The 21,360-nt window shown below is 71.2% G+C and carries 21 protein-coding genes; 2 read left to right on the plus strand and 19 right to left on the minus strand.

Annotated features, from left to right (window positions below):
- Nucleotides 1-173 precede the first annotated feature (173 nt).
- From ACIQVT_RS17435 to ACIQVT_RS17485, 11 genes are all read right to left on the minus strand, one after another.
- A complete protein-coding gene (locus ACIQVT_RS17435; protein WP_403753625.1) occupies nt 174-3,026 on the minus strand; it encodes a DEAD/DEAH box helicase in 2,853 nt (950 codons plus the stop codon).
- A 98-nt stretch (nt 3,027-3,124) separates the two neighbouring features.
- The gene (tatC, locus tag ACIQVT_RS17440) at nt 3,125-4,069 is read right to left on the minus strand and encodes a twin-arginine translocase subunit TatC (protein ID WP_403753628.1); all 945 of its coding nucleotides are present in this window, start codon (nt 4,067-4,069) and stop codon (nt 3,125-3,127) included.
- A gap of 47 nt (nt 4,070-4,116) precedes the next feature.
- Entirely contained in the window at nt 4,117-4,404 is a 288-nt protein-coding gene (gene tatA / locus ACIQVT_RS17445) for a Sec-independent protein translocase subunit TatA (protein ID WP_403753631.1), read from the minus strand.
- 256 nt (nt 4,405-4,660) lie between these two features.
- The gene (locus tag ACIQVT_RS17450) at nt 4,661-4,855 is read right to left on the minus strand and encodes a hypothetical protein (RefSeq protein WP_403753634.1); all 195 of its coding nucleotides are present in this window, start codon (nt 4,853-4,855) and stop codon (nt 4,661-4,663) included.
- A 68-nt stretch (nt 4,856-4,923) separates the two neighbouring features.
- Nucleotides 4,924-5,184: a hypothetical protein gene (locus ACIQVT_RS17455; RefSeq protein WP_403754092.1), complete on the minus strand. Its 261-nt coding sequence runs from the start codon at nt 5,182-5,184 to the stop codon at nt 4,924-4,926.
- Between the two features lie 96 nt (nt 5,185-5,280).
- Entirely contained in the window at nt 5,281-6,312 is a 1,032-nt protein-coding gene (locus ACIQVT_RS17460; RefSeq protein WP_403753637.1) for a helix-turn-helix transcriptional regulator, read from the minus strand.
- Nucleotides 6,313-6,326: 14 nt separating this feature from the next.
- Nucleotides 6,327-7,280, minus strand: a complete 954-nt coding sequence (locus ACIQVT_RS17465; RefSeq protein WP_403753639.1) for a helix-turn-helix transcriptional regulator — start codon at nt 7,278-7,280, stop codon at nt 6,327-6,329.
- Nucleotides 7,281-7,417: 137 nt separating this feature from the next.
- On the minus strand, nt 7,418-7,789 hold the full coding sequence (locus tag ACIQVT_RS17470) for an FKBP-type peptidyl-prolyl cis-trans isomerase (RefSeq protein WP_403753642.1): 372 nt from the start codon (nt 7,787-7,789) through the stop codon (nt 7,418-7,420).
- Between the two features lie 87 nt (nt 7,790-7,876).
- Nucleotides 7,877-8,881, minus strand: coding sequence for an FKBP-type peptidyl-prolyl cis-trans isomerase (locus tag ACIQVT_RS17475; RefSeq protein ID WP_403753645.1), 1,005 nt, complete (start codon nt 8,879-8,881; stop codon nt 7,877-7,879).
- Between the two features lie 139 nt (nt 8,882-9,020).
- Entirely contained in the window at nt 9,021-10,382 is a 1,362-nt protein-coding gene (gene pafA, locus ACIQVT_RS17480) for a Pup--protein ligase (protein WP_403753648.1), read from the minus strand.
- A 9-nt stretch (nt 10,383-10,391) separates the two neighbouring features.
- On the minus strand, nt 10,392-11,651 hold the full coding sequence (locus ACIQVT_RS17485) for an MFS transporter (RefSeq protein ID WP_403753651.1): 1,260 nt from the start codon (nt 11,649-11,651) through the stop codon (nt 10,392-10,394).
- A 170-nt stretch (nt 11,652-11,821) separates the two neighbouring features.
- On the opposite strand from ACIQVT_RS17485, the gene ACIQVT_RS17490 reads away from it, so the two are divergent.
- Nucleotides 11,822-12,838 carry a LacI family DNA-binding transcriptional regulator gene (locus ACIQVT_RS17490; RefSeq protein ID WP_403753654.1) on the plus strand — a complete coding sequence of 339 codons (1,017 nt, stop codon included), beginning with the start codon at nt 11,822-11,824 and terminating at the stop codon, nt 12,836-12,838.
- Nucleotides 12,839-12,938: 100 nt separating this feature from the next.
- Here ACIQVT_RS17490 and prcA read toward each other — a convergent pair whose 3' ends face one another.
- The 6 genes from prcA to arc all read right to left on the minus strand — a co-directional run bounded on the left by prcA (nt 12,939) and on the right by arc (nt 18,822).
- Nucleotides 12,939-13,676, minus strand: coding sequence for a proteasome subunit alpha (gene prcA, locus ACIQVT_RS17495; protein ID WP_403753657.1), 738 nt, complete (start codon nt 13,674-13,676; stop codon nt 12,939-12,941).
- Between the two features lie 59 nt (nt 13,677-13,735).
- Nucleotides 13,736-14,581 carry a proteasome subunit beta gene (gene prcB, locus ACIQVT_RS17500; RefSeq protein ID WP_403753660.1) on the minus strand — a complete coding sequence of 282 codons (846 nt, stop codon included), beginning with the start codon at nt 14,579-14,581 and terminating at the stop codon, nt 13,736-13,738.
- Nucleotides 14,533-14,820, minus strand: a complete 288-nt coding sequence (locus ACIQVT_RS17505; RefSeq protein WP_403753663.1) for an endonuclease domain-containing protein — start codon at nt 14,818-14,820, stop codon at nt 14,533-14,535. Before ACIQVT_RS17505 ends, prcB begins: the two co-directional genes overlap by 49 nt.
- A gap of 96 nt (nt 14,821-14,916) precedes the next feature.
- On the minus strand, nt 14,917-15,135 hold the full coding sequence (locus ACIQVT_RS17510; RefSeq protein WP_217786281.1) for a ubiquitin-like protein Pup: 219 nt from the start codon (nt 15,133-15,135) through the stop codon (nt 14,917-14,919).
- 174 nt (nt 15,136-15,309) lie between these two features.
- Nucleotides 15,310-16,821: a depupylase/deamidase Dop gene (dop, locus tag ACIQVT_RS17515; protein ID WP_403753668.1), complete on the minus strand. Its 1,512-nt coding sequence runs from the start codon at nt 16,819-16,821 to the stop codon at nt 15,310-15,312.
- Nucleotides 16,822-17,055: 234 nt separating this feature from the next.
- Nucleotides 17,056-18,822: a proteasome ATPase gene (gene arc / locus ACIQVT_RS17520; RefSeq protein WP_403753673.1), complete on the minus strand. Its 1,767-nt coding sequence runs from the start codon at nt 18,820-18,822 to the stop codon at nt 17,056-17,058.
- Between the two features lie 530 nt (nt 18,823-19,352).
- Between arc and ACIQVT_RS17525 the strand changes: the two genes are divergently transcribed.
- Nucleotides 19,353-19,655, plus strand: coding sequence for a ferredoxin (locus tag ACIQVT_RS17525; RefSeq protein ID WP_403753676.1), 303 nt, complete (start codon nt 19,353-19,355; stop codon nt 19,653-19,655).
- 7 nt (nt 19,656-19,662) lie between these two features.
- Here ACIQVT_RS17525 and ACIQVT_RS17530 read toward each other — a convergent pair whose 3' ends face one another.
- Nucleotides 19,663-20,238 carry a hypothetical protein gene (locus ACIQVT_RS17530; RefSeq protein ID WP_403753678.1) on the minus strand — a complete coding sequence of 192 codons (576 nt, stop codon included), beginning with the start codon at nt 20,236-20,238 and terminating at the stop codon, nt 19,663-19,665.
- Nucleotides 20,239-20,452: 214 nt separating this feature from the next.
- On the minus strand, nt 20,453-21,352 hold the full coding sequence (locus tag ACIQVT_RS17535) for a tRNA (adenine-N1)-methyltransferase (protein WP_403753681.1): 900 nt from the start codon (nt 21,350-21,352) through the stop codon (nt 20,453-20,455).
- Between the last annotated feature and the right edge of the window lie 8 nt (nt 21,353-21,360).

Raw genomic sequence — 21,360 nt, forward strand, 5'->3', positions numbered from 1 at the left:
TTGTTCGAACACTCTACGTATCGACGAACAGGCATGCGAATGTCAGTCACCCTGAGGAGTGAACCGCCCTGTGAGTCGCCCCCGACCGACGGCCCGATGGACCCGGCGGACCCGGCGGGTGTGGGAGCCCCGGCGCCCGGCCAGGAGGCGCCCACACCCGACGGGCGTACGGATCAGCCCACGGACGAGTAGGCCACCACGCCGCGCAGCAGCAGGTCCACGGCCTTGCGCGCGTTCTTCGCCACCGTCGACCCCTCCGCGGGCGCCGCCGCCGAGATCTGCCCCAGGACGTCGATGACCTGCTTGCACCACCGCACGAAGTCACCGGCGGGCATGTCCGCCTCGCGCAGCACCTCGTCGAGCCCGTTGCCCGTCGCCCACATGTACGCCGCCCAGGCGAACCCGAGGTCCGGCTCCCGCTGGCCGACCCCCTCGGTCTGGCTGATCCGGAACTCCTCCTCCAGGGCGTCGAGCCGCCCCCAGATCCGGACCATGTCACCGAGCGCGGCCTTCGCCCCGCCCGACGGCAGCCTCGGCGCCAGCGCGTCGTCTCCCACTCGCGCCTCGTAGACCAACGCCGAGACGCACGCGGCCAGTTCGGCGGGGCTGAGCCCCTCCCAGACGCGCTCGCGCAGGCACTCGCTGGCCAGCAGGTCGAGTTCGCCGTAGAGCCGGGCCAGCCGCTTGCCGTGCTCGGTGACCTCGTCACCGCGCAGGTAGTCCAGCTCGGTCAGCAGCGCCACGATCCGGTCGAAGGTGCGCGCAATCGTGTTCGTGCGGCCCTCGATGCGCCGCTCCAGCTGCGAGGTGTCGCGCAGCAGTCGGTGGTAGCGCTCGGCCCAGCGGGCGTGGTCCTCACGGTCGTTGCAGCCGTGGCAGGGATGCGCGCGGATCGCCGTGCGCAGCCGCGCGATCTCGCGGTCGTCGGCGGCCTGCGACCGCTGCTTGCGCGCCCGCTCCGGCGGGATGTGCCCCGCCTTGGTGCGCAGCGCGGAGGCCAGGTCCCGACGGGACTGCGGCGAACGGGGGTTGAAGGACTTGGGGATGCGCATCCGGTCCAGCGGCTCCACCGGCACCGGGAAGTCCATCGAGGCCAGTCGCTTGACCTGCCGCTCGGCCGTCAGCACGAGCGGACGCGGGCCGTCCTGGTGCTCGAAACCGCGGTGGCCGCCGACGCGGCCGGCGGGCAGACCGGGATCCAGTACCAGGGCCAGACCCGCGTACTTGCCCGTCGGCACGTGGATGACGTCACCGGCCTTGAGCTTCTCCAGGGCGACGGCGGCCTCGGCGCGCCGCTGGCTGGCGCCCTGCCGGGCCAGCTCCGTCTCCCGGTCCTTCAGTTCGCGGCGCAGTCGCGCGTACTCCTCGAAGTCGCCCAGGTGGCAGGTCATGGAGGCCTTGTAGCCCTCCAGGCCCTCCTCGTTGCGCTGCACCTGCCGCGAGATGCCGACGACCGACTTGTCCGCCTGGAACTGCGCGAAGGAGGTCTCCAGCAGTTCGCGCGAGCGGTGCCGGCCGAACTGCTCGACCAGGTTGACCGCCATGTTGTACGACGGCTTGAAGCTGGAGCGCAGCGGATAGGTGCGGGTGCCCGCGAGACCGGCGAGGTGCTCGGGGCTCATGCCGCGCTGCCACAGGACGACCGCGTGGCCCTCCACGTCGATGCCGCGGCGGCCGGCCCGGCCGGTCAGCTGGGTGAACTCACCGGGCGTGATGTCGGCGTGCTGCTCGCCGTTCCACTTGACGAGCTTCTCCAGCACCACCGAGCGGGCCGGCATGTTGATGCCCAGCGCGAGGGTCTCGGTGGCGAAGACGGCCTTGACCAGGCCGCGCACGAACAGCTCCTCCACCACCTCCTTGAAGGTCGGCAGCATGCCCGCGTGATGGGCGGCGATGCCCCGCTCCAGCCCCTCCAGCCACTCGTAGTAGCCGAGGACGTGCAGGTCCTCCGGCGGGATCGAGGCGGTGCGCTCCGCGACCAGGGCGCGCACCCGCTCCCGCGCGTCCTCGTCGTTGAGCCGGAGGCCGGCGTGCAGGCACTGCTGGACGGCGGCCTCGCAGGCGGCACGGCTGAAGATGAAGGTGATGGCCGGGAGCAGGCCCTCGGAGTCCAGGCGCTCGATGACCTCGGGACGGCTCGGCGTCCACACCCGCGAGCGCTGCCGGCGCTCCCGCTCGCGGTCCGCCTCGCGCATCGACCGGCCGCGCCTGCGGTCCTGGAAGGACGGCCGCGTCGCCTCCATCCGGGCCAGGCGGACGAGGTCGGGGTTGACGGCCTTCTTGTGGCCCTCGCCCTCCTCGAACAGGTCGTACATCCGGCGGCCGGCGAGCACGTGCTGGAACAGCGGCACGGGCCGGTGCTCGGAGACGATCACCTCGGTGTCCCCGCGGACGGTGTCCAGCCAGTCACCGAACTCCTCGGCGTTGGACACGGTCGCGGAGAGCGAGACCAGGGTGACCGACTCGGGGAGGTGGATGATCACTTCCTCCCAGACTGCGCCGCGGAAGCGGTCGGAGAGGTAGTGCACCTCGTCCATGACCACGTGGCCGAGACCGAGGAGGGTCCGCGAGCCGGCGTACAGCATGTTGCGCAGCACCTCGGTGGTCATCACGACCACGGGGGCGTCGGAGTTCACGCTGTTGTCGCCGGTGAGCAGGCCGACCTTGTCGGCGCCGTAGCGCCGGGACAGGTCCGCGTACTTCTGGTTCGACAGGGCCTTGATGGGGGTCGTGTAGAAGCACTTCTTGCCCTGCCGGAGGGCGAGGTGGACGGCGAACTCGCCCACGATCGTCTTGCCCGAGCCCGTGGGGGCGGCGACCAGCACACCCTTCCCCGCTTCGAGGGCCTGACAGGCCTCGATCTGGAAGGGGTCGAGGCCGAAGTCGTACATCTCGCGGAAGGAGGCGAGCGCGGTGGCCTGCTCGGCAGCCCGCCTGCGGGCTGCCGCGTACCGCTCGGCCGGTGAGAGGTCCTCTGTCATCGTGCTTTCGAGCGTACCGGGCCCCACCGACAACAGGACGATCATTATCCGGAGCGCGGGCCGGCCCCCGAGGACGCCGCCGACGACGGACGCCCCCGCTCCCGGCGGGCTCCGGGAGCGGGGGCGTCACGTGGTGTGCGGGCTCAGGTCACGTCGTCGTAGCCGTTGACCCGGTCGGCGCTCACCTGCTCGGGCAGCGCCCGGGCGGCCGGGACGGGCTCGACCTCGCCGATGTCCTCCGGGGTGAGGTCCAGCTCGGAGGCCTCGTCGTCGCTGGGGCCGGCGGCCTCGCGGCGGGCCCTGCGCCGGTCGTTGAGGAGCGCGACGGCCACGGCGATGAAGTAGAGCGCCCAGATCGGCGCCGCCAGCGCCAGCATCGTCATCGGGTCGGGGCTGGGCGTGGCCACGGCCGCGAAGGCGGTGATGCCGACGACCATGGCGCGCCACCAGCCCAGCATGCGCCGGCCGGACAGGACGCGGGTGAGGTTCAGCATGACCAGCAGCAGCGGCATCTCGAAGGCGAGGCCGAAGACGACGATCATGCGGGTGATGAGGTCCAGCAGGTCGTCCAGCGGCAACAGGTTCTCGGCACCCGCGGGCGTGAGCTCGATCATGAACTTCGCCGTGGTGGGCAGCACGTGGAACGCGAGGTAGCCGCCGCCGAGGAAGAGCGGGGCACCGAAGCCGACGAAGGCGTAGGCGTACTTCTTCTCACCGCGGTGCAGGCCCGGGGCGACGAACGCCCACAGCTGGTAGAGCCAGACCGGCGACGCGAGGACGACGCCGGACATGAGGGAGACCTTCAGGGCCAGGTTGAACGCGCCCAGCAGGCCGCTGACGGTGATGTGCGCGCAGCGGACGTTCTTGGCGTCGGCCAGTTCCCCGAAGGACTGGTGGCAGCCGATCTCGTCCAGCATCGGCCGGGTGATGACCTCGATGATGTCGCGGTAGAAGAAGGCCGAGACGATCGTGACGGCGAGGATCGCCAGGACACCCTTCGCGAGCCGGTTGCGCAGCTCGCGCAGGTGATCCGCGAGCGGCATCCGCCCCTCGGGATCCCTCTCCTTTTTGCGGGCAGGCTTGAGCAACCCCACATCCTCATCTCGTACAGCGGACCGGGCTCCCGGTCCGCGCGTCAGCGCTGGGTCGTGTCCGTCGGCTCGGTGACCGGGCGGGAGCTGGTCACGTCACCGGGGGCGGCCTGGATCGTGCGCTGAGGCGCAGCGGGCTCGTCGGCGGTGGACTGGGCGGTGCCCTCGGGCTGCTTGCCGTCGTCCTTCATCGCCTTGGCCTCGCTCTTGAGGATGCGCGCGGACTTGCCGAGCGAGCGCGCCATGTCCGGAAGCTTCTTGGAGCCGAACACCAGCACGATCACCAGCACGAGGAGCAGCAGGTGCCACGGCTCAAGTCCGTTGCGGAACATAAATCTTCACCTTCTCACCGAGGCGGGAACGTCCGACAGGTCGGACACTTGTCCGGACGACATGCTGGCTGCGATCGTAACGCCTGGGAATGAACGCGGGGCAATCCCCCGACGTACTCCTGCTCCGCGGACCGCGCCTCGTCACCGGGCCGCTACCAGCACCAGCAGCGTACCTGGCCGGGTGGGGGCGGTGACAGAGCCGAGTGACCGACACCGCATCCGCGGGCCGGGACCCGACGGCACCGCGCGACGCGGCTCAGAGGGTGTCGACGGCACGGGCGGCGCTCACGGCAGCCCGCTCCAGGTCCTCCGCGGCGCTGGTGATGCGGCGCCCGGAATCGGCGACCTGCTGCCCGAGGCGCCGCGCCTCCAGGAACACCCGCACGGCGAACACTCCCAGGACGGCGAGACCCAGGAACCCCATGGCTACCGCGAACATCGGCCAGAACATGACGTCGAGACTAGACGGTCCGCCGGGGCGGGTCCCAGCCGCGTCACCAACCCGTCCGGCAAACACACCTAGACCGTGGGGTGCAGCCGCAGGGTCCGCACGCCGCCGCCGGTGAGCAGCTCGACTATCCGCTCCCCCGCGGGCTTGCGCACCGGGGTGCCGCAGTCGGGGCAGGTGAAGGAGTAGAACGTCGTCCGGCTGGTGGCGCCGATGGCGAGGCGCAGGGCGCTCGCGGCGAGTTCGAAACGGCCCCGGCAGTCGGGGCAGCCGGCCCGGAAGACCACCGGGACCGCTCCGCGCATCCCGGCGAAGGCCACCGCCGCCGTCATCTCAGCCGCACCGGTCACCGCGGACTCCCCCACAGCCCTCGCTCCTCTCCCTCTGGTCGCTCCACGTCGTCCGCCTCCGGGGCACACGTCCGCGGCTCACGCGGGCCTCAGGTCCCGACCGTCACCCGCGCCCCGATCCGCACCCGCTCGAGCGTCGTACGCCCCCAGCGCCGCGCGGGCCGCGCGGCGCGCGCTCTCGGCCAGCTCGGGCGGGGAGACGATCCGGCCGTCGCGACCGAGCCGCAGCGCCAGCCGGCGCAGGGAGGCCGGGTCGGGGGTGCGCAGAGTGATACGCAGCCCGCCGTCGGGCAGCTCATCGGCGCTGTCGTGCGGGTAGTACTCGGCGACCCAGCGGCCGCCGGGGCCGACCTCGACCACGACCTCCGGGTCCTCGGCGGCCGGCTGCACCAGGGCCTCGGAGAGGTCGCGCAGCTCCACCTCGGGCGGGGCGGACGGCTCGTCGAGGATCCTGATCTCGGCGACCCGGTCGAGCCGGAAGGTGCGCCGGGCCTCGGAGCGGCGGCACCAGGCCTCCACATAGGTGTGGCCGACGCTGACCAGGCGGATGGGGTCGATCTCGCGCTCGGTGATCTCGTCGCGCGCCGGGGAGTAGTAGCGGATCCAGAGCCGGCGGCGCTCGGAGATCGCCCGGTCGACGTCGGCGAAGACACCGCCCTCGGACTCGAAGGTCACCGACAGGCGGGAGCTGGCCCCGGCGGCCTCGCCGGCCGCGGTCTCCACCTTGGCCGTGGCCCGCAGCAGGGCCTGGCGGTCCCCCTCCCTGAGGCCGGGCAGCGTCGACACCGCGCGGGCGGCGACCAGCAGGGCCGTGGCCTCGTCGGCGGCGAGCCGCAGCGGTTCGGCCGCCTCCTCGCCGAGCGCGGCCGGGTTGTGCCACCAGATGCGCTCGCCGTCGGTGTCGATGTCCAGCAGGTCGCCGCCGCGGAAGCTGGTGCCGCACATGGGCAGCAGGTCGAGGTCGGCGACCAGCTCGTCCTCGGTGATGCCGAAGGCACGCGCCACGTCGGCGATCCGGGCGCCCGGGCGCTCCCGGAGATAGGTCACCAGCGAGAGCATCCGCCGGGTCTGGTCGATGGCGTTCACGGGCCTGACCGGTTTGCCTGCCACAGTCCTGCTCCCCCTCAGCCCTTGGCGACCGCGCGCAGGCGGTCGACCACGTCCGCGCGCAGCTCGGTCGGCTCCAGCACCACCACGTCCGGTCCGAACTCCACCAGCCAGGCGTCCAGGCCGTGCCCGTACGGAATCTCCAACTCGTCCCATCCGTCGCCGAGTTCCCGGACCGCGGTGGCCTTCGCCCGAAGGGGGTAACCGGCGCCCGAGCGCAGCCGGATCAGCGCCGAGCGGTCGGCGATCTCGCCGGCCCAACCCGCGACGGTCTCGCGCACGGTGACGACGTCCGGTACGGGCACGGTGAAGCCCGTACCCCGTGAGCGGACCCGGCCGGTGATCCGGGAGAGGCGGAAGACGCGCTCGGCGCCCCGGTCGCGGTCCCAGCCGGCCAGGTACCAGTGGCCGCGCCAGCACTCCAGCGCCCACGGCTCCACGTGCCGGGGCTCGGGGTGGGCGGCGGAGGCCTTGCGGTACTCGAAGAGGACGGGGCGGCGGTCGCGCAGGGCCAGCATCAGCGGCTCGAAGGCGGCCTCGTGCACCGGGATGCGCGGTTCCAGGGCGCTGTGCGCCTCGTACGGGTCGACGTCCTCGGGCAGGCCCGCGGCACGCAGTTTCTGGAGGGCTCCGCTGGCCGCGCCGGCCAGCCGGGCCTGCTGCCAGACCTTGGCGGCGAGGCCGAGGGCGGCGGCCTCCTCGGCGTCCAGGGTGATGGGGGGCAGCCGGTTGCTGTCGCGGCGGGCGAGGTAGCCGACCTCGCCGTCGAGGTTCTCGACCGTCTCGATGACGAGTCCCAGCTCGCGCAGGTCGTCCTTGTCCCGCTCGAACATGCGGTTGAAGGAGTCGTCGCTCCCCGCCTCGAGGTAGGCCTCGATGGACGCGCGCAGCTCGCGCTTGCTGAGCGGCCGCCGTGTCCCGAGCAGACACAGCGCGAGGTTCATCAACCGCTCGGCCTTGGCAATGGCCATCGACGCCCTTCGCCTTCCCTATGGTGCTTCTGACCGATGACCGTACCGCTCCGCGGGGCGGTGACAAAAGCCGAGGGCCCATGCCCGAACAGGCATGGGCCCCAGGTGATCGGATCCGGTCGGATCCGGGCCGTGGATCAGACGCCGAGCAGGTCGACCACGAAGATGAGCGTCTCGCCGGGCTTGATCGCCGGGGTCGGGCTCTGGTTGCCGTAGGCGAGGTGGGCGGGGATGGTCAGCTGGCGGCGGCCGCCGACCTTCATGCCCTGCACGCCCTGGTCCCAGCCCTTGATGACCCGGCCCTGGCCCAGCGGGAAGCGGAACGGGGTACCGCGGTTCCAGCTGGCGTCGAACTCCTCGCCGGTGCTGAAGGCCACGCCCACGTAGTGGACGGTGACGTTCTGGCCGGCCTCGGCGACCGGCCCGTCACCCTCCCAGATGTCCTTGATCTCGAGGCCGGCCGGGGGCTCGCCGCCCGGGAAGTCGATCTCGGGCTTGTCGATGCTCACGTCAGAAGCTCCTGCTTGTGTACGACACGAAACGCGGACAGTCTTTCATCATCACGGGCCCCTCGCCCGCCCCGGGCGCCCCCGGCGCTACATCGCCGCGAGGATGTCCACCGTGAAGACCAGGGTGGCGCCCTTCTTGACGACCCCGCCGCTCGGAGGGTTGTCGCCGTAGCCCAGCTGCGGCGGCACGACGATCAGGACCCGGCTGCCCACCTTCTTGCCGGTCAGTCCCTGCGCCAGGCCCTTGACCGCCTGCGCCATCTGCTCCAGCGAGAACTGGCTGAGCCGGCCGGAGCCGTAGGTCCGCTGGAAGGTCTTGCCGCTGTCCCAGACGAGCCCCTGGAACTGGCACAGCACCGTCTGCCCCGACTTCAATTCGGGACCGTCACCCTCCAGCACGTACGTCGAGACGAGCTTCTTCGGCGGGTCCGACTTGGGGATGGTCACCTTGGGCACCTGGCCGTCGGTGTTGGTGCCCACCTTCGGCAGGGCCGCGTCGTCCTGCGCGACCGGCTTGCCCTCGGCCGAGCTCTTGGAGTTGAAGGAGTCGATGAGGTCGATGACGAAGACCAGGGTGTCGGTGCCCTTGATGCCGGCGTCCGGCTGGCCCGACTTGCCGTACCCGAGGGCGGGCGGGACGGCGATCTCCACCCGGCTGCCGGTCTTCTTGCCCGCCAGGGCGTACCGCCAGCCGTCGATGATGCTGCCCTGGGCGAGCTGCATGACCAACGGGCTCTTGCGGTCGTAGGAGTTGTCGAACACCTTGGCCGTGTTCCAGATCTGGCCGAGGTAGTTCGCCCGGATGAAGTCGTTCTCCGCGACCGTGCGGCCGGTGCCCGGGATCAGCGTCTTGACCGCGAGGTTCTTCGACGGTTCGCCCGGTCCCTTGGCGATGACCGGCTTCTCGCCGAACTTCGTGCCCGACGTGACGGCCGGCAGCGGTCCGTCCACGATCTTGGGCGGGGGCGGGGCGGACGCCGACGGCGACGGCGAGGCACTGGTCTTGCCGGAGCCGGAGGAGTCGTCACCGCAGGCGGCGAGCGTGACCAGTCCTGCGGGGACAGCGGCGAGGAGGAGTGAGCGTCGGCGCACGGAGAGCCTCGTAATCGGTCGATCTTGCGGATGGCGTGCGCGCAACTCTACGGCGTGCGAAGGGCGCCGTACGGGAAACGTACGGCGCCCGTGTGGCGTTCCGGCATTTCGGAGCCGAGACGCTTGACTCCGCCCTCCGCTACATTCCGGCGATCAGTTTCTCCACCCGGTCGTCCACCGAACGGAACGGGTCCTTGCACAACACGGTGCGCTGCGCCTGGTCGTTGAGCTTCAGGTGGACCCAGTCGACCGTGAAGTCCCTGCGCTGTTCCTGCGCCCGCCGGATGAAGTCGCCGCGCAGACGGGCCCGAGTGGTCTGCGGGGGAACCGACTTCCCCTCGAAGATTTTCAGGTCGTTGCAGATCCGGGCCGCCTGGCCCTTCTTCTCCAGCAGGTAGTACAGGCCACGACGGCGGTGGATGTCGTGGTAGGCGAGGTCTATCTGCGCGACCCTCGGGTGCGACATGGTCATGTTGTGCTTGGCCCGGTAGCGCTCGATGAGCTGGTACTTCATGACCCAGTCGATCTCGGTGGCGATCCGGTCGAGGTCCTCGGCCTCGATCGCGTCGAGCGTGCGGCCCCACAGGTCCAGGACCTCGGCGACCGTGCCGGTGCGGATACCGCGGCGCTCGCAGAAGTCCACGGCCTTGTCGAAGTACTCGCGCTGCACCTCCAGCGCGGAGGCCTCCCGGCCGCTGGCCAGACGCACCTTGCGCCGACCGGTGATGTCGTGGCTGACCTCGCGGATCGCCCGGATCGGGTTCTCCAGCGTGAGGTCGCGCATCACGGTGCCCGCCTCGATCATGCGGAGCACGAGGTCGGTGGCGCCGACCTTGAGCAGCATGGTCGTCTCGGACATGTTCGAGTCGCCGACGATCACGTGCAGCCGCCGGTAGCGCTCGGCGTCCGCGTGCGGCTCGTCGCGGGTGTTGATGATGGGCCGGGAGCGGGTCGTCGCCGAGGAGACGCCCTCCCAGATGTGCTCCGCGCGCTGGCTGACGCAGTACACCGCGCCGCGCGGGGTCTGGAGCACCTTGCCGGCGCCGCACAGCAGCTGCCGGGTGACGAGGAAGGGGATGAGGATGTCCGCGAGCCGGGAGAACTCTCCATGCCGGGCCACCAGGTAGTTCTCGTGGCAGCCGTAGGAGTTGCCCGCCGAGTCGGTGTTGTTCTTGAAGAGGTAGACGTCGCCTGCGATGCCCTCCTCGTGCAGGCGTCGTTCCGCGTCCACCAGGAGTCCTTCGAGAATGCGCTCGCCGGCTTTGTCGTGGGTGACCAGTTCGGTCACGTTGTCACATTCGGGGGTCGCGTATTCCGGATGTGAGCCCACGTCGAGATAGAGCCGGGCGCCGTTGCGCAGAAAGACATTGCTGCTGCGGCCCCATGACACGACACGGCGGAAGAGGTACCGCGCCACCTCGTCAGGAGACAGGCGGCGCTGTCCCCTGAACGTGCACGTGACGCCGTACTCGTTCTCCAGCCCGAAAATGCGGCGGTCCATGAGGGAACATTACGCCCGATCCCCCGAGCTGAAACGAGGTTCGACAGCACGATTTGGATCATTTTCCGATGAAGCCGCAACGATCCCGCCCCGCGCGGGAGCCGCCAGCACCCGTCCGGTGGCGAGCAGGACCAGCAGGGACACGGCCCCGGCCGCGCCCGGCAGGGCGAAGCCCCACAGGGTGCCGCCGGCCTGGACGACCGGCCCGGCAAGGCCCGTCCCGACCGAGGCGCCCACGGTGAACGTGGTCACCAGCCAGGAGAACGCCTCGGTGACGGTGCCGGCCGGCGCGTGCCGGTCGACGATGATGAAGGCGCAGGCGATGCAGGGCGCCAGGAAGACGCCGGAGACCACGCTGAGCAGCACCATGGCGACCGTGCCGGGGGTCAGCGTCAGCGGCAGGTAGCAGACCGCCAGCAGGGCCACCAGCACCGTCAGCCGCCGTTCGGGCGCGCCGGCCCACCGGCGGGCGCCGTAGACGCTGCCCCCGGCGAGGGCGCCCAGGCCGAGCCCGGCCATCAGCCAGCCGTACACCGCGTCGCCGCCGTGCCCGTCGGCGTACGACACCGAGGCGACCGTGATGGAGCCCAGCGCGATGCCGACGAACAGGAAGGCGGCGAGCAGCGCGACCAGGCCGGGCGAGCGCAGTGCGCCCAGCCAGTGCGCCTCGCGCGGGGCGGAGCGCCAGGCACGCGAGGGCGGCGAGGCCACCACGGACAGCGCGCCCAGCACGCCGAGGAGGTTCAGCACGAGCAGCGCGGCGCGCGCGTCCCACAGGAACACGCACAGGGTCACCAGCAGCGGGCCGACGGTGAACATGATCTCTTGGGCGACCGCGTCCATGGCGTACGCGGTGTGCACCTGCTCCTCGCGGCGCAGCACGGACGGCCACAGGGCGCGCAGGCCGCCCTCCAGCGGAGGGGCGAACAGGCCGGCCGCCGCCACGCTCGCGTGGGCGAGCGCGAGCGAGCCGGTGCCCAGGAAGGCGAAGGCGCTCATCGACAGGGCCGCGAGGACCGCGGCGGGCAGCTGCACGCGCGGCTGGCCGTACAGGTCCACGAGCCGGCCGAGGACCGGCTGGCCGGCGGCGTTGGCGACCCCGTAGACCGCGGCGAGGGCGCCGGCGAGGCTGTACGAGCCGCCCTCGGCCCGGACGAAGAGCACCAGCGCGATGGCGGCGGTGGCGTTGGGCAGCCGGCCCACCAGGGTGCCGGTGAGCAGCCGGCAGGCGTGCCGCGTTCTGAGGATCTCCAGGTATCCCGTGGCCATCTCTTGCCCTTCCGTGGCTCGCGGGACGCCTCGACGGCCCGAAGTGTTACGTATAACGTCCCCGTTCATACGTACCATGAGCGCTGTTCACACGTCCAGACGGCCGACCGTGACGCGAGGGCGCGCCGAGCGCCCCGGGCGGACGGCCGGAGCAGAGGAGCAGGCCCGCGGTGGCACCCAGCAGCACCCGCCCGACCAGCCGTGACGTCGCCCGGGCGGCCGGGGTCTCCCAGGCGGCCGTCTCCCTCGTCCTCGGCGACAAGTGGCGCGGCCGGGTGTCCGAGGCCACCGCCGAACGCGTCCGGGAGGCCGCGCGCGAGCTCGACTACCGGCCCAACCTGGCCGCCCGCAACCTCCGCCTCGGCCACACCCGCACCGTCCTGCTCGTCGTGCCGGCCCTGACGACGGAGTTCTTCGCCGGGGTCTACACCGGCGCCGCGCGCGTGGCCGCCGAGCACGGCTTCGGCGTCGTCCTCTACCCCTCCCCCGAGGGCATCGGCCCGGCCCGCGACCCGTTCGCCTCCGCGCAGGCCGCCCTGGACGGCGTCATCGCCTCCTCGATGGCCGCCGACGCCCTCAGCGCGATCCGCGGCGACCGGCTGCCCCTGGTCATGCTGGACAGCGACCCCGCGGGCAGCCTGGGCGCCGCGACCGTGAACCTGGACATCACCGACGGCGTCCGCCAGGTCGCCGAGCACCTGCTGGGCCTCGGCCACCGCCGGGTGCTGCACCTGGCCGCGGACGTGCCGTCCTGGACGTTCGAGATCCGCGCCCGCGAGCTGGCGGCGCGCCTGGCCGGCGTCCCGGGCACCCACGTGCGTACGGCGCGGGCCCCGATCTCCATCGAGGGCGCGCTGGCCGCCACCGAGGCCGCGCTCACCGCCCCCGGGCCCCGGCCCACGGCCGTGGTCTGCGACGACGACAAGCTCGCCGCGGGCGCCTACAAGGCCCTGCGCCGCCTGGGCCTGCGGGTACCGGACGACGTCTCGGTCACCGGCCTGGACGACCTGGCGCTGGCCACCGCCCTCGACCCCGAGCTGACGACCGTGCGGCTGGACGCCGAGCTGTTCGGCGAGCACGGGATGCGGGCCCTGCTGGCGGTGTTGGAGGGCCGCGCGCCGCAGAGCGGGGACATCCCCGTCGACCTGGTCGTCCGGGGCTCCACGGCACCGCCCCGCCGGCCGTAGGCCGCGACGGCCCGCCGCCGGCGGGCCGTCGCTCACCGGCGCCACGGACGACAGGTGCCCCGGCCGGGGAGCGACCGGGGCACACCTGGAGCGGGGAGGATCACTCCTCGTCGGCGCTCTCCGCCTCCGTGGCCGCGCCGCCCGCCTCCAGCAGACGCCCCAGCTGACGGCCGACGATGCGCTTGAACTTGCGCTTCTGCGGACGCGTACGGTCCAGCACGGCGACCTCCAGCCGCTCGGCGGGGATCTCCCGCTCGCTGCCGTTGGTGTCCCGGGACAGGGCCTGCACAGCCAGCTTCAGGGCCTCCGCGAGGCTCATGCCGTCGCGGTGGCGCTGGTCCAGGAAGGTGCTGATCTGCTCGGCGTTGCCGCCCACCGCGACCGAGCCGTGTTCGTCCACGATGGAACCGTCGTGCGGCAGCCGGTAGATCTGGTCGCCCTCGGGGGTCTCCCCCACCTCGGCCACCACCAGCTCCACCTCGTACGGCTTCTCCGCCGCCGAGGAGAAGATCGTGCCGAGCGTCTGCGCGTAGACGTTGGCCAGGCCGCGGGCCGTGACGTCGGCCCGGTCGTAGGTGTAGCCGCGCAGGTCGGCGTAGCGCACACCGCCGATGCGCAGGTTCTCGTACTCGTTGTACTTGCCGGCCGCCGCGAAGCCGATGCGGTCGTAGATCTCGCTGAACTTGTGCAGCGCGCGGGACGGGTTCTCGCCGACGAACACGATGCCGTCGGCGTACTGGAGCACGACCAGGCTGCGGCCGCGGGCGATGCCCTTGCGGGCGTACTCGGCCCGGTCGGCCATGGCCTGCTGGGGTGAGACATAGAACGGCGTCGACACCGGTTATCCGTCCCTTTCTGTCATGGTCACTGGATCACCTCGATGAGAACGGGGCCGCGTCAGAGCAGGGCGGCCTTGGGGCCGTCGGGCTCCTCCAGGCGCTTCTGGAGCACCGCGCGGGCCAGTCCGGACGACTCCTCCTCGGTGAGCCGGCGGAAGCCGTCCTCGGTGATCACGGTGATGATCGGATAGATCCGGCGGGCGACATCGGGACCACCGGTCGCCGAGTCGTCGTCAGCCGCGTCGTAGAGGGCCTGGACCACGAGCGTGGTGGCCTGCTCCTCGGTCAGGTCGTTGCGGAACAGCTTCTTCATCGCACCGCGCGCGAAGACCGACCCCGAGCCCGTCGCCGCGAAGTTGTGCTCCTCGGAACGGCCGCCCGTGACGTCGTAGGAGAAGATCCGTCCTCGCTCGCGGTCCAGGTCGTACCCGGCGAAGAGGGGCACCACGGCCAAGCCCTGCATGGCCATGCCGAGGTTGGAACGGATCATGGTCGACAGTCGGTTGGCCTTGCCCTCCAGGGACAGCTGGGCGCCCTCGACCTTCTCGAAGTGCTCCAGCTCCAGCTGGAAGAGCTTGACCATCTCGACGGCCAGACCGGCGGTGCCGGCGATGCCGACGGCCGAGTACTCGTCGGCCGGGAACACCTTCTCGATGTCCCGCTGCGCGATGACGTTGCCCATGGTCGCCCGGCGGTCACCGGCGAGCACGACGCCCCCGGGGAAGGTGACGGCGACGATCGTCGTGCCGTGCGGCGCCTCGACCACACCCTGGACGGGCGGCAGCTGCCGGTTGCCGGGCAGCAGGGCGGGCTGGTGCTCGGAGAGGAAGTCCATGAAGGAGGAGGATCCTGGCGTCAGGAAGGCAGCTGGTAGACGCCCGGTGCTACGAGTGTTGGCTTCCACGCGATTCCTTCCACGTAAGCAGCAGCCCGCCTGATGGCCTCGGGCTGATCCTTGAACTGCCCCGGTGCGGCGTTGCAGCTGGGGCACGGTACGCCACGGACCCTACCCGTCCCATGGCAATGATCCACATGTGCCGGCGGAGCCGACGAAGACGCCTCGGCCGGAGCTCCCGGCAGGGCACGGCCCGGCACGCCCGCCGGGTGCGCCGGGAGTGCGCGGCGCCGTACTCCGCCACGCACTCCCGGCCGTGCACCTGGACGCCGTCACGCCGGTTCCCGGCTCGCCACCCGTCCCCGCGCGACCCTCACCGCGCAGGTGCGGCGACCTCCTCGGCCCTACTCTCCGCCCTTCTGCACGAAGGACCGCACGAAATCCTCGGCGTTCTCCTCGAGGACGTCGTCGATCTCGTCCAGGACGGAGTCGACGTCGTCGGAGAGCTTCTCCTGCCGTTCCTTCAGGTCGTCCTGAGCCTGCGCGTCCTGCGCCTGCTCCTCGACCTCCTCGGTGGAGCGCGTGGCCTTCTGCTGGCCGCCGCCCGTGTCCTTGGTCGCCATAACCCTCACCCCGCTCAGTTCGCCTGCCGATCGGTGATGATCAGACCCTACAAGCCGGGTCCGACATCGGCCCCGCAGTTTCACCAATGAACGGGGGGCCATCCCGATGATTCCCGGGCGGCGGGCTTTCCACCCCGTCCGCCCAGGTCGCATCGAGTACCCCCCTGACCCCGCTCACCCGCCGGACAGCACCCTGACCAGGTCTTCCGCGGTGCGGCAGCGGTCCAGCAGCTCCTTGACGTGATTTCGCGTTCCGCGTAGCGGTTCCAGGGTTGGGACGCGCTGGAGCGAGTCGCGGCCGGGGAGGTCGAAGATGACCGAGTCCCAGCTCGCCGCGGCCACGTCGTCCGCGTACTGCTCCAGGCACCGGCCCCGGAAGTAGGCTCGCGTGTCCTCCGGCGGCTTCGTACGGGCCCGCTCGACCTCGTCCTCGTCCAGCAGCCGTTTCATGCGCCCACGGGCCACGAGACGGTTGTAGATGCCCTTGTCGGCGCGGACGTCGGCGTACTGGAGGTCGACCAGGTGCAGCCGCGCGGCGTCCCAGTCCAGGTCGTCCCGACGGCGGTAGCCCTCCATGACCTCGCGCTTGGCCACCCAGTCCAGCTCGCCGGCCAGGCTCATCGGGTCGCGCTCCAGCCGGGTCAGGGTGTCCTCCCAGCGGCCGAGGACGTCCTTGGTCTGGTCGTCGGCGTCGGCGCCGAAGCGCTCCTCGACGTACTTGCGGGCCAGCTCGAAGTACTCCATCTGAAGCTGGACCGCGGTGAGGGTGCGCCCGCTGCGCAGGGTGACCAGCCGCTTGAGGGACGGGTCGTGCGAGACCTGGTGCAGGGTGCGCACGGGCTGGTCGACGGCCAGGTCCACGGCGATGAAACCGTCCTCGATCATGGACAGGACCAGGGCGGTCGTGCCCAGCTTGAGGTAGGTGGAGATCTCCGAGAGGTTGGCGTCGCCGATGATCACGTGCAGCCGGCGGTACTTCTCCGCGTCCGAGTGCGGCTCGTCGCGGGTGTTGATGATCGGGCGCTTGAGCGTGGTCTCCAGGCCGACCTCGACCTCGAAGTAGTCCGCGCGCTGGCTGAGCTGGAAGCCGTGCTCGTGCCCGTCCTGGCCGATGCCGACGCGGCCGGCGCCGGCGAAGACCTGGCGGGAGACGAAGAAGGGCGTGAGGTGGCGCACGATGTCCGAGAAGGCGGTCTCCCGCTTCATCAGGTAGTTCTCGTGCGTGCCGTAGGAGGCGCCCTTGTTGTCGGTGTTGTTCTTGTAGAGGTGGATCTGCTGGGCGCCCGGCAGCTGCGCGGCCCGCTCGGCGGCCTCGGCCATGATCCGCTCGCCCGCCTTGTCCCAGAGGACGGCGTCGCGGGGGTTGGTGACCTCGGGGGCGCTGTACTCGGGGTGGGCGTGGTCGACGTAGAGGCGCGCGCCGTTGGTGAGGATCACGTTGGCGAGGCCGATGTCCTCGTCGGTGAGCTGGCTGGAGTCGGCGGTCTCCCGGGCGAGGTCGAAGCCTCGCGCGTCCCGCAGCGGGTTCTCCTCCTCGAAGTCCCAGCGGGCCCGGCGGGCCCGGTGCATCGCGGCCGCGTAGGCGTTGACGATCTGGGACGAGGTGAGCATGGCATTGGCGTTCGGGTGGCCGGGGACGGAGATCCCGTACTCCGTCTCGATTCCCATTACTCGCCGTACGGTCATGCGGCCCTCCTTGCCCGGCGGCGCCCTCGGTCGTGGGCGCCGCTCATGTACCGCTGGCGCTCCGGTGCGTGTGCGGTGCCCGTTCCCGCACGGCGCGACTCGGCGGCAGGAACGAGCCTAGAACGCCTTTGCGCTGGTGGGGAGATCATTCGCGTCATTGACTGCTCCGGTCGTGGCCCTGGAAACGCAGTCGGCTGCGGGTACCCGTCCTGGGCACCCGCAGCCGCCCCGCCGTTACAGGTACTGACCGGTGTTCGCCACCGTGTCGATCGAGCGTCCGGTGTCCGCGCCCTGTTTGCCGGTGATGAGCGTACGGATGTAGACGATCCGTTCGCCCTTCTTTCCGGAGATGCGGGCCCAGTCGTCCGGGTTGGTGGTGTTGGGCAGGTCCTCGTTCTCCTTGAACTCGTCCACGCAGGCCTGGAGCAGGTGGGAGACGCGGAGGCCCTTCTGGGTCTTCTCCAGGAAGTCCTTGATCGCCATCTTCTTGGCCCGGCCCACGATGTTCTCGATCATGGCGCCGGAGTTGAAGTCCTTGAAGTAGAGGACCTCCTTGTCACCGTTGGCGTAGGTGACCTCCAGGAAGCGGTTCTCCTCGGACTCGGCGTACATGTGCTCGACGGCCGTCTGGATCATGCTCTGGACGGTGACGGTCCGGTCGCCGCCGTGCTCGTCGAGGTCGTCCGCGTGGAGCGGCAGACGCTCGGTGAGGTACTTGCCGAAGATGTCCTTCGCCGCCTCGGCGTCCGGACGCTCGATCTTGATCTTCACGTCGAGCCGGCCGGGGCGCAGGATGGCGGGGTCGATCATGTCCTCGCGGTTCGAGGCGCCGATCACGACCACGTTCTGGAGGCCTTCCACGCCGTCGATCTCGGCGAGCAGCTGCGGGACGATGGTGTTCTCCACGTCCGAGCTGACACCGGAGCCGCGAGTGCGGAAGAGGGACTCCATCTCGTCGAAGAAGACGATGACGGGGGTGCCCTCGCTGGCCTTCTCACGCGCACGCTGGAAGACGAGGCGGATCTGCCGCTCGGTCTCGCCGACGTACTTGTTGAGCAGCTCGGGACCCTTGATGTTCAGGAAGAAGCTCTTGCCCGCCGCCTGGCCGGTGACCTCGGCGACCTTCTTGGCCAGCGAGTTCGCGACGGCCTTGGCGATGAGCGTCTTGCCGCAGCCGGGCGGCCCGTAGAGCAGGACGCCCTTGGGCGGCCGCAGCTCGTGCTCCTTGAACAGGTCCGGGTAGAGGTAGGGCAGCTCGACCGCGTCGCGGATGGCCTCGATCTGGTTGCCGAGGCCGCCGATCTGCTCGTAGCCGATGTCGGGGACCTCTTCGAGGACCAGTTCCTCGACCTCGCTCTTGGGCACGACCTCGTAGACGTAGCCGGAGCGGGGTTCGAGGAGGAGGGCGTCGCCGGGGCGGATGGTGACGTCCAGCAGCGGCTCGGCGAGCCGTACCACCCGCTCCTCGTCGGTGTGCCCGAGGACGAGGGCGCGTTCGCCGTCCTCCAGGATCTCCTTGAGGGTGACGATGTCGCCGACGCGCTCGTACTCCATGGCGTCGACCACGTTGAGGGCCTCGTTGAGCATGACCTCCTGGCCGCGCCGCAGGTCGTCGAGCTCGACACCGGGGCTGACGTTCACCCGCAGCTTGCGGCCGCCGGTGAAGATGTCCGCGGTGCCGTCCTCGTTCGCCTGGAGGAAGACACCGAAGCCGGCCGGCGGCTGGGCGAGCCGGTCGACCTCCTCCTTGAGGGCCACGATCTGGTCGCGGGCCTCGCGGAGGGTGTTGGCCAGTCGTTCGTTCTGGGCGGACACGCCGGCCAGGTTCGTCTGAAGCTCGACGATCCGCTCTTCGAGAATCCTCGTGTGCCGCGGAGAGTCGGCGAGCTTGCGTCGCAGGACGGCGATCTCCTGCTCAAGGTAGGCGATCTGCCCGGCCGGGTCGTCGGACCCGCGTCCCGGGCGGATGCCGCGGTTCATGTCGTCGTCGTGGGCTGCCACGGTCCTCACCTCCTCCAAGGGGAGCTGGACGCTTCCAGACCCTACCTGGGTGGGTGTCGATTGAAACCCCTAGATCACAAAGACTGTCAAGGTGTGTCGTCGGTCACCCGGCGCGCACTGCCTCGCACGGAGTGGATACCCACTCGACGTGAGGGGAAAGCAGCCGGTTCCGCGCATGGCGTGGTCGAAACCCTCCGTGACGGGCCGGAGTTGCCCGTTCCGGGCCGCTCGGCCGGTACGCGGGCAGCCCGGGGGCCGCTCCCGCGATCATCACGCAGAGCGACGGAACCCGCGGGGGACGTCACCGCCGGGACGGCTGGAAGTGATCGGTCCGGCCGCAGGGGCACCCTGTCCCGGTCCGGCGCTGGTACCCGAGCGGGCCGCCCCGGAAACCCCGGAGCGGTCCGGTCCGGCCGGGCCGGGGTGCCGGCGCGGGCGGAGGTAGGGTCGGGGGTGTCCCACAGCCGCTGGAGCGGACCCGGCCGGCCCCCGCGGCGCCCGGACCGCCCGGCGAACCGACGGCAGGAGAGATGACCGTGCAGCAGGAGGCCCCGGGCGGCAAGGCGCTGGAGGTCTGGATCGACCAGGACCTGTGTACCGGCGACGGCATCTGCGCCCAGTACGCCCCGGAGGTGTTCGAGCTGGACATCGACGGACTGGCCTACGTGAAGGGCGCGGACGAGGAACTGCTCCAGGCGCCGGGCGCCACCGTGCCGGTGCCGCTGCCGCTGCTCGCGGACGTCGTGGACTCGGCCAAGGAGTGTCCCGGCGAGTGCATCCACGTGCGGCGCGTCCAGGACAGGGTCGAGGTGTACGGGCCGGAGGCGGACTGAGCCCGGTTCAGACGCTGTGGGCCGAGGCGCCCGTGGAGCGGATGAAGGCACTGCCGTCCCACCGCCAGCCGGCGGGGGTCCGCAGGTCGGGGCAGCAACTGGGCACGGAGTCCGAGGAGTAGCCGAGCAGCGTGGCGGAGACGGTGCGCGCGCGTACGGCGAAGTCGGTGACGGTGAGCCGGTCCTCGGGGCGGACCAGGGTGGCCACCACGCGGGGCTTCCCGCCGTCCGCGGCGCGGGTGAGGACGTAGACGCCGTCCGGCGGGGTGCCCATGGGGGCGTCGCAGTGGACCACCGCGACGGTCTCCGGCCTGCCGTCGCCGTCCAGGTCGGTGTCGGCCTCCTTGACGACCAGGGCCTTCACCGGTCCGCAGTCCAGCGGGAACGTCACACCGGTCGTGCCCGGCGCGGCGGCGGGCGCGGTCGTCGTCCGGGGAGCGGCGGCGGGCTGGGCGGCCGTGGCCGAACCGGGCTGCGCGACGGTGGAGAGGGCCACCACGCCGGCGACCGCGGTGGCGGTCAGGACCCAGTGGATCGGCCGGGTCCGGGTGTGGGCGAGCTCCGGTACGGCGGATTGCTGCACGAGGAGTGTCTCCTGTGAGGGCTGTGCTGGTGGGATGGCCTGCATGCTGCCACACGGCACGGCGCGGGGGAACGGCGGGGCCGGTGATTCCCCCTGGGCGGCAGCCCGTGCTCGCGGGAGCCGCCGTGTCAACGCGATGGCGCCGTGCCCCACTTCCCGGAGTCGACCGGGAAGTGGGGCACGGCGCCCTGGTGTTGCGGGTGTGCGGGGCCGGTCAGCGGCCGCCACCGTCGGCGTTGGGGCCGGCGTAGTCCTCGCCGTACGCGCCCTTGGCGGGGCGGCGGCGGCGCATGGGCGGCTCGACGCCGTCCGCGAGGCGGCGGGCGGTGAGCAGGAAGCCGGTGTGGCCGATCATCCGGTGGTCGGGGCGGACGGCCAGGCCTTCGATGTGCCAGTTGCGGATCATCGTCTCCCAGGCGGTCGGCTCGTTGAAGCAGCCGATCTCCCGGATGGACTCCACCGTGCGGGCGAGCTGGGTGGTGGTGGCCACGTAGCAGCACAGGATGCCGCCCGGGACGAGCGCCTTGGAGACGGCCTCCAGGCACTCCCAGGGGGCGAGCATGTCCAGGATGACGCGGTCGACGTCGGTGTCGGACAGGTTGTCCTGGAGGTCGCCGACGGTGAGCTGCCAGGCGGGGTGCGGGCCGCCGAAGTAGCGCTCCACGTTCTGCTTCGCGATCTCGGCGAAGTCCTCGCGGCGCTCGTAGGAGTGCAGCATGCCCTGGTCGCCGATGGCCCGCAGCAGGAAGCTGCTGAGCGAGCCGGAGCCGACGCCCGCCTCCACGACGCGCGCGCCCGGGAAGATGTCGGCGAAGGAGAGGATCTGCCCCGCGTCCTTGGGGTAGACCACGGCTGCCCCGCGGGGCATGGACAGGACGTAGTCGGGGAGCAGGGGGCGCAGCGCGAGGTAGGCCACGTTGCCGGTGGTCCGGACAACGCTGCCCTCGGGAGCGCCGATCAGTTCGTCGTGCGGGAAGGAGCCCTTGTGGGTGTGGAAGTTCTTCCCGGCTTCGAGCGTGAACGTGTAGTGGCGGCCCTTGGGGTCGGTCAGCTGTACCTGGTCCCCGACCTTGAAGGGCCCGCGCCTGCGGGCGGCACCGGTCGGTTCGGACATGTGACCAG

The organism is Streptomyces sp. NPDC100445, assembly GCF_044759735.1.
Classification (GTDB): domain Bacteria; phylum Actinomycetota; class Actinomycetes; order Streptomycetales; family Streptomycetaceae; genus Streptomyces.